At 49.8% G+C, this 6,969-nt stretch carries 4 protein-coding genes; all 4 read right to left on the bottom strand.

From position 1 onward, the window contains the following. Positions 1-1,191: 1,191 nt before the first annotated feature. The 4 genes from FE839_RS22335 to FE839_RS22320 all read right to left on the bottom strand — a co-directional run bounded on the left by FE839_RS22335 (position 1,192) and on the right by FE839_RS22320 (position 6,772). A complete protein-coding gene (locus FE839_RS22335; RefSeq protein ID WP_138362950.1) occupies positions 1,192-2,649 on the bottom strand; it encodes a metal-dependent hydrolase family protein in 1,458 nt (485 codons plus the stop codon). Between the two features lie 411 nt (positions 2,650-3,060). Continuing rightward, positions 3,061-4,350 (bottom strand): anaerobic C4-dicarboxylate transporter family protein, encoded by a 1,290-nt coding sequence (locus FE839_RS22330; protein WP_138362949.1) that lies wholly within the window; start codon positions 4,348-4,350, stop codon positions 3,061-3,063. A gap of 51 nt (positions 4,351-4,401) precedes the next feature. Continuing rightward, on the bottom strand, positions 4,402-5,283 hold the full coding sequence (locus FE839_RS22325; protein WP_138362948.1) for a fumarylacetoacetate hydrolase family protein: 882 nt from the start codon (positions 5,281-5,283) through the stop codon (positions 4,402-4,404). Between the two features lie 94 nt (positions 5,284-5,377). Further along, positions 5,378-6,772, bottom strand: a complete 1,395-nt coding sequence (locus FE839_RS22320; protein WP_138362947.1) for an MFS transporter — start codon at positions 6,770-6,772, stop codon at positions 5,378-5,380. Positions 6,773-6,969: the final 197 nt, after the last annotated feature.

The following is a 6,969-nucleotide window of genomic DNA, read 5'->3' as shown; positions in this document are numbered from 1 at the left end:
CGCTTACTGAGCTGATACGGGCTGAATGAAATATAAAGGATATAACTTTTTTATGACTTTCAGCCTCTGAAAAGCCACTGACGAATAACGGACTCACCGCATGGGGGTTGGGCGCATCAAGGAAACCTGGCGAGAACGCAGGCGCGCATCCAGGACTGGCCGCCAGGACGGCGGCCAGAGGGCGGGTCGAGACAGGGACAAAATTGCCGGGAGCAATTTTGAACAGCGCTTGCGCTGGCCCTGGAAGGGCGAGTCCCAGGGATGGGACGAGTAGCGTCGAGTCCCGCCCGGTCCGCCAGATGAAGCCGGAGTGGAGCGGACCGCGCAGCGGCAGGTTTCCAGCGCCATGCCGGGGGTGCAGGGGGACGGGCGAAACGTCCCCCTGCCCGTTCACACGTAACGAACAGAAAAAATGACCGCGTACTGACAGTGAACGGAACAGCCCACTGAACCAGAATATGAGGCCCCAGAGCAGCGCCACCGGAGGATAACAGGCCGGGTTTCGCTACCATGCCCGCATTTTGCCTGGTGGCGGCTGACGCCTTACCTGACCTGGAAAACCATAAATACAGGCCCTGCGCCACGGGTTCCGTTCACCGTAATCCCGCAGAAAATTAACTACCGTCGCCCGTGAACGCTGTGGATTTTGTGGTTTCAGCAGCGTATTCGTCGCTGCTTAAAGAAACAGTTTTTTATCACCTTCAGCGGTCAGGCCGTTGCAGGTTTACTGCGGGCTCACCGCCGGGGGGGGCTGGGCGCATCAGGGAAACCTGGCGGGAACGCAGGCGCGCATCCAGGACTGGCCGCCAGGACGGCGGCCAGAGGGCGGGTCGAGACAGGGACGTCGAGTCCCGCCCGGTCCGGCAGATGAAGCCGGAGTGGAGCGGACCGCGCAGCGGCAGGTTTTCAGCGCCATGCCGGGGGTGCAGGGGGACGGGCGAAACGTCCCCCTGCCCGTTCACACGCTGTGGATATAACGAATATCCGCGTATTTATAGTGAACGGAACAGGCCACGGAATCTGAATGGGCGAAAATGAAAAATGCGCCATTTTCGCCAGAACCACCGATTAACGGAACCGCGCAGCCAGCCATAAACACGGCTGACCGCCCTCTGACTGACCAGCATCAGGATCATTGCCTGATTTTAAGCTATTCAATCCAGTATCAAAAACAGGTTAATTTTGAGACTGTTATTCCAGCGTATTCTTATAGATGACCCCATCCTTCACTATCAGCTTAAAAGCCTGTTCAGGTTGTGCAATCAGTTGAATATCGTTCAAAGGATCGCCATCAACAAGGAGCAGATCCGCCAGCGCACCCGCTTCTACCACTCCCAGTTTTCCCGGATACGGGTTGCGAGGGCCAGACATGGCACACAGTTCAGCATTGACGCTAGTGGCCATTTTCAAAATTTCCAGAGGGGTATACCAGCGGATAAGCTTAGCCAACTGTGCCCCCTGCCGCGTCGCCAGACGAGCATCAAACAACGTGTCCGTGCCCCAGGCCGTTTTAATGTTATGCTTCTTCGCCAGTTGATAAGCCGTATCGGTGCCAGCCGACATCAACAATTGCTTGGCCCGCGAGGCGGGGGTAGCCATAGGAACGGCATCCGCATCATCAAGGAAAGGTTGCAGGCACCACCATAGCTTTTTCTCAGCCATGAGCCGCACAGTTTCCTCGTCAACCAGTTGCCCATGTTCGATACACTTCACGCCTCCTTCAATCGCCATCGTGACAGCACGCGCGGTATAGGCATGAACGGTAACATAGGTTCCCCAGTTTTCAGCTGCCGTTACCGCCGCCTGGATTTCGGGCACAGAGCCCTCGGTAACATCAATACCGTCATACATCGACGCCACGCCGCCGCCCACCATAAATTTGACCTGCGATGCGCCACGCATCAGTTGTTCCCTGGCGCGTAACAACACCTGATCCGGACCATCTGCAATCGCGGTAATGCCGACGCGTTCGATATAACTTAAATTATCAGCAGGCGCGCGAGGAATGTCACTCAGCATACGAAAGTCGCCATGACCGCCAGTTTGCGAGATAAAAGCGCCCGATGGATAAATACGTGGACCGCTGGTGATTTGCTCATCAATGGCGCGTTTAAGGCCGAATACCGGGCCGCCCATATCACGTACTGTCGTAAAACCACGCAGCAATGTCGCCTGTGCCTCGGCAATTGCCAGCGCCTGTATATAATTAAAATCAGACGTCATGGCTGTCATCATCGACGGTCGCGCCATGATCGCGTGCCAATGGGCGTCAATCAACCCCGGCATCAGTACGCCGCCCTTCCCGTCGATAATCACGGCTTCGTCAGGAAAAGCCTGACCTTCCGCCTCAATCGCCTTAATGAGATGTCCTTCGACAATCACCTGCAGGCCATCACGCAGATGATCCGATATACCGTCAAAAATACGGACATTGGTAAATACTTTTACATGAGACGCATTCGCCGTTGCGGTGCCATGCGGTGAGTTCTTTCCAGGAAGCGCTGAAGCCACGGTTGCAGGCGTGATCGGCGGCGCTTTTGCCGCTTCCCGGGTTAACACCGTATTTATCCGAACAAAGGCGGGACTATGGCAGAGACAGGCTTCGGCATGCTCAGGGGGATTCTCACGGATTTGAATTTTATGCTGCATAGAATAAGACTCCATACTTTGCCGGGACATAAACTGTATACCCGGAAAAATTTATGAACTTTATAATTTTTATATTAAATACATTCAGCCCAAAGATATCTTTATGCCCTAAATAATTCGGGTCGCTGGACGAAACGGCTACTCGCTTTTCACTGCGCTTGCGCCGACTCCGAAGAAGTGAGGCCAAAGGCCAAATCACATGGCAAGAGAGTAAATCCCAGGAGTATCAATAGCGAGGTGACTGGGGTGAACACAAATCTGTCAGTCACCGATTTAAACACCGTAAGGCGGCAGCCCGCCGGGGGCGTCCTATGGATGAATCGAACACGCCACGGCCAACGTCCCCGTCACTTGACGTATGAAGAAAACAGATAATCTTACACAACGTATTTAAATCGCGGATAAATACATTTAAAAAATATACACCAGCCCTGTCGAAAATAATATTGAAAGTATCGTAGCAATTAACCCAGGAATAACAAATGGATGATCGATAATCCGATGCCCTATGCGAGTACATCCCGTGTCATCCATAGCGACGGCAGCCAATAACGTTGGATAATTTGGTAGAATAAAAAGCGAGGCAGTAGCCGGAAAACAAGCAATTAATGTAGTTGGCGCAATGCCTATGCTTAATGCCATCGGAAATAAAATTTTCGTTGATGCCGCCTGAGAATAAAGAAAGCAGGATACCAACATAATAATTATTGCCAGTGTCAGCGGCGAGTCTGACAGATACTCGAACACCATATTTTGCAACCAAACTTTATTGCTATCCATAAATGTAGATCCTAACCAGGCAACGCCCAGTATACAGATACAGGAAGTCATTCCCGTTTTAAATACCGTCGTCGAAGGAATATTATGGACATTCACACGACAAAATAAGACAATTAAAAGTGCGACCGCCATCATAACGGAAATACGTACCTGCCCGCTGTTGAGTACAGGATGTTGTATAAAACCAATTCTTGGGCTACTCATGATGGCGTACAAAAGCACTGCAATCAGACCAATAATAAAGAACAGTACGGAACGTTTCGCCTCTGGCGGGACAGTAATTTTATTATCTGTCGATTGAGAATATACTGCAGTGAGGGGTAACTTGTCTGTTTGCCGGGCACGATCCCAGAACAAATAAAATACAGATGTACACATCAATGCCAGAAATGTTGAGGGTATCGTCACTGAAATAAGCTCCAGATACCCCCAGCCTTGGTTATTTTTCTCCAGTATTCCTGAGAAAAAAATGACTGCTGCGGAGATTGGCGAGGCGACAATCCCCAAAAGAGAAGCGGCTACCGAAATAGCCAGGGCTCTTGTTGGGCGAAGTTGATTATCTTTAGCCACACCCACAATCACCGGCATGCATGCAAATGAAACCTGGCCGGTACTCGCCATCATTGTCAACAACCACGTGGACAAAGGTGCAGTAATGACAAGCAAACGAGGATAACTACGTAACATCCTTTCGGTTAACCTGACCAGATAGTCTATGCCTCCGGCCTCCTGCATGGCAGAAATGGCGATAATGACCACCATGATAAAAACAATGACCAGCATCGGTAGATCGCCCGGTGTTGCGCCCATCATGCACAATACGATGACACCGGCACCACCGGAAAATCCCACCCCAATTCCGCCTACCCGCATGCCAAGGAAAATAAATAACAGAACGACGCAAAATTGCAGCAATATCATGTGTGTATCCTCCACTGGTGGGATGTTTCCTTTTGCTGTAGCCGGGTTATATCAGGAACCTCCCGATATTGCCGCGACGGAGGTCGCTATGTTCTCGCTATCCTCGCTTATTACCGGATTCATCAAACAACCTATCTGCGATATTTCGACCTCAACCATATCGCCAGGCCACAGGTAAAGTGGTGGATGTCGTTTTTTCCCAACCCCGCCAGGAGAACCAGTCAGAATGACATCACCGGGAGAAAGTGCACTGAATGTACTGATATAAGAGATTAATTTAGCAATTTTATGGATCATGTTATAAGTATTATCACGCTGAACTTCCCGACCATTAAGGCGTGTAACAATTTCCAGGTTTTGCGGATCGGATATTTCATCAGTCGTAACCAGCCACGGTCCAAATCCCCCCGTTGAAGGCCAGTTTTTCCCGGCGGTAAACCAGGTGTGCTGCCAGTCCCTGACGGAGCCATCCATATAACAACTGTATCCGGCAATATACTGAAGCGCCTGTTCCTCCGGAATATGTGAGCCGTAACGGCCTATCACCAACGCCAGCTCTCCTTCATAGTCGAACTCGTTACTATCCGAAGGTTTAACTAAACCGCACAAATGCCCTGTTTGCGTATCGGCAAAACGAATAAACAGCGTAGGATCCGGATCCTGCTCGTTAAATTCAACTCTTTTTTCCTGATAATTCATACCAGCACAAATAATTTTATTAGGCCGGGTTATAACAGGTAAAAAGGTGACCTGATTAATCTGATAGTCCGCCTTCTTACCCAATAAAATATTATTTTTTAGCTTATTAACATTGGGAAGAAAAGCGCGAAGATCGGGACACTCCGGGAAGAATGACTGTAGATCTATTATCCCATCGGGTGCGACCAGACCATATTTTTCATTTCCGTCAACAGAAAAACTCAGTAGTTTCATTATTCACCTTCAATCTTCAGTCAGAAATATCACTCCTGAACTGTTGAGACAAAGAGTCTTGTGACTCCTGATTTGTACACGTGGATACGCGCGTTTATGGCGAAAGTTCTTCCAGAATTGCCCCACGGGTTTCAATACCAAAACTCATCGTAATGAGTCCGCCAATCAGTGCCATCGCGGCAAACAAAAAGAAGACATATTCAACCCCTGCGCCTGCGACAATCAACCCAACCAGCAGCGTTCCCAGAGACGATCCCGCTCTCAGCCAGGCGCTACCAAAACCCGTTCCTATCGCCCGTAGTCGTGTCGGGTAAAGTTCAGCAGAATAGAGATAAAGAGAGAAGGTGACGGTTTGCATCACGGCATAAGCGATACTGGCAAAAATAAGCACCATCACCGCACTGGATGCCCCACTTTCCCCCAGAATCAGTAACGCCAGGGATGACAGAATAAAAGCGGTTCCGTACCAGCGTTTTCTGCCCGTTTTGTCAATAAGCAGCGCACAGGCCAGGGATGCGGCGACCCCCGCAGCGGATGTTATCCAGCCATATGCAAGGCTGAGTGGGACTGAAAGATGGAATGCGCTACGATAAAGCGTTGGCAGCCAGGTTATCATGCCGTTATTGACCATATAAGCGCTTATCCATAGCCCCCAGAGCATCAGCGTACGCTTGAGATAAATACCTGAAAACAGTTCACGCCATCCATTTGCCGTCTGGGGAGGTGCCTTAAACGTCTTCACTACGGGCTCTTCAAGGCTACCGCCCCGGCGGATAACCTCATTTTCCAGACTGGAGACGATACGGTTCGCATCTTCCAGGCGTCCTTTGCTAATCAACCAGCGGGGAGATTCCGGCATCAACCAGCGCAGAGGGGCGGCAATCATTGGCGGGATAAGCCCCACCCAGAACATCGCTTTCCAGCCATACTCCGGAACCAGAAAATAACCAATAATACCGGCGAACATCAGTCCCACCGGGAAAATGACTTCGTATAACAGAAAGAAACGACCGCGTTTACGGGAACCAATAAACTCGTTGATATAAGCGCTGGCAACGGGAACCTCCGCACCAATACCGATGCCCTGTAAAAAGCGGATGAGCAATAACGACCATCCATTCCAGGCAAACAGACACGCTGCGCTCATGGTGACAAATATGATTATGGTTATTTTCAGGACCGTCAGACGTCCCTTTTTCTCTGCCAGTGAACCGAAGAATACCGCACCAAAAAGTTGGCCGACATAACTCGCCGCGATAATAAGCCCGACAAACAGCGGCGTCAGGCTCCATTCACTGATTAGTTCTGGCATAGCAAAAGCAATAGCCAGAACGGTGTAGGAATCAAAAAAAGTGGAAATACCTGTTACCAGGCGGATAAATATTAATTTTCGGGTAACAGGAATACGTTCTATACGTGCAACCAGTTCAGCTGAGTTTGTTGTTATACTGGTTGCAGCGTTACTGGCATTCAGAACTAATGTAGTCATGGTATACCATTCCTGAATGGACGGGAGCGGCAGGAGCATTGCTCTCCCGGTTATACAGTAATATTGTCTGAAAATTATTTATTGTTTGTCTGCGGAACCTGGCAATCAAAAATAACACTGCCACCTTAATCGGAAAATAGTGACAGTCACAGGCAAGTGATATTTGAGAACAGAATAACTATCTTAAGAAAGCAGCA

The organism is Klebsiella indica, assembly GCF_005860775.1.
GTDB classification, from domain to species: domain Bacteria; phylum Pseudomonadota; class Gammaproteobacteria; order Enterobacterales; family Enterobacteriaceae; genus Klebsiella; species Klebsiella indica.
The sequence above is the reverse complement of the archived record's forward strand: the minus strand, read 5'-3'. Positions and strand labels throughout refer to the sequence as shown.

Bases quoted from the DNA above. Each gene is read 5' to 3' on its own strand.
- FE839_RS22335 (WP_138362950.1), bottom strand. From the start codon at position 2,649: ATGCAGCATAAAATTCAAATCCGTGAGAATCCCCCTGAGCATGCCGAA.
- FE839_RS22330 (WP_138362949.1), bottom strand. From the start codon at position 4,350: ATGATATTGCTGCAATTTTGCGTCGTTCTGTTATTTATTTTCCTTGGC.
- FE839_RS22325 (WP_138362948.1), bottom strand. From the start codon at position 5,283: ATGAAACTACTGAGTTTTTCTGTTGACGGAAATGAAAAATATGGTCTG.
- FE839_RS22320 (WP_138362947.1), bottom strand. From the start codon at position 6,772: ATGACTACATTAGTTCTGAATGCCAGTAACGCTGCAACCAGTATAACA.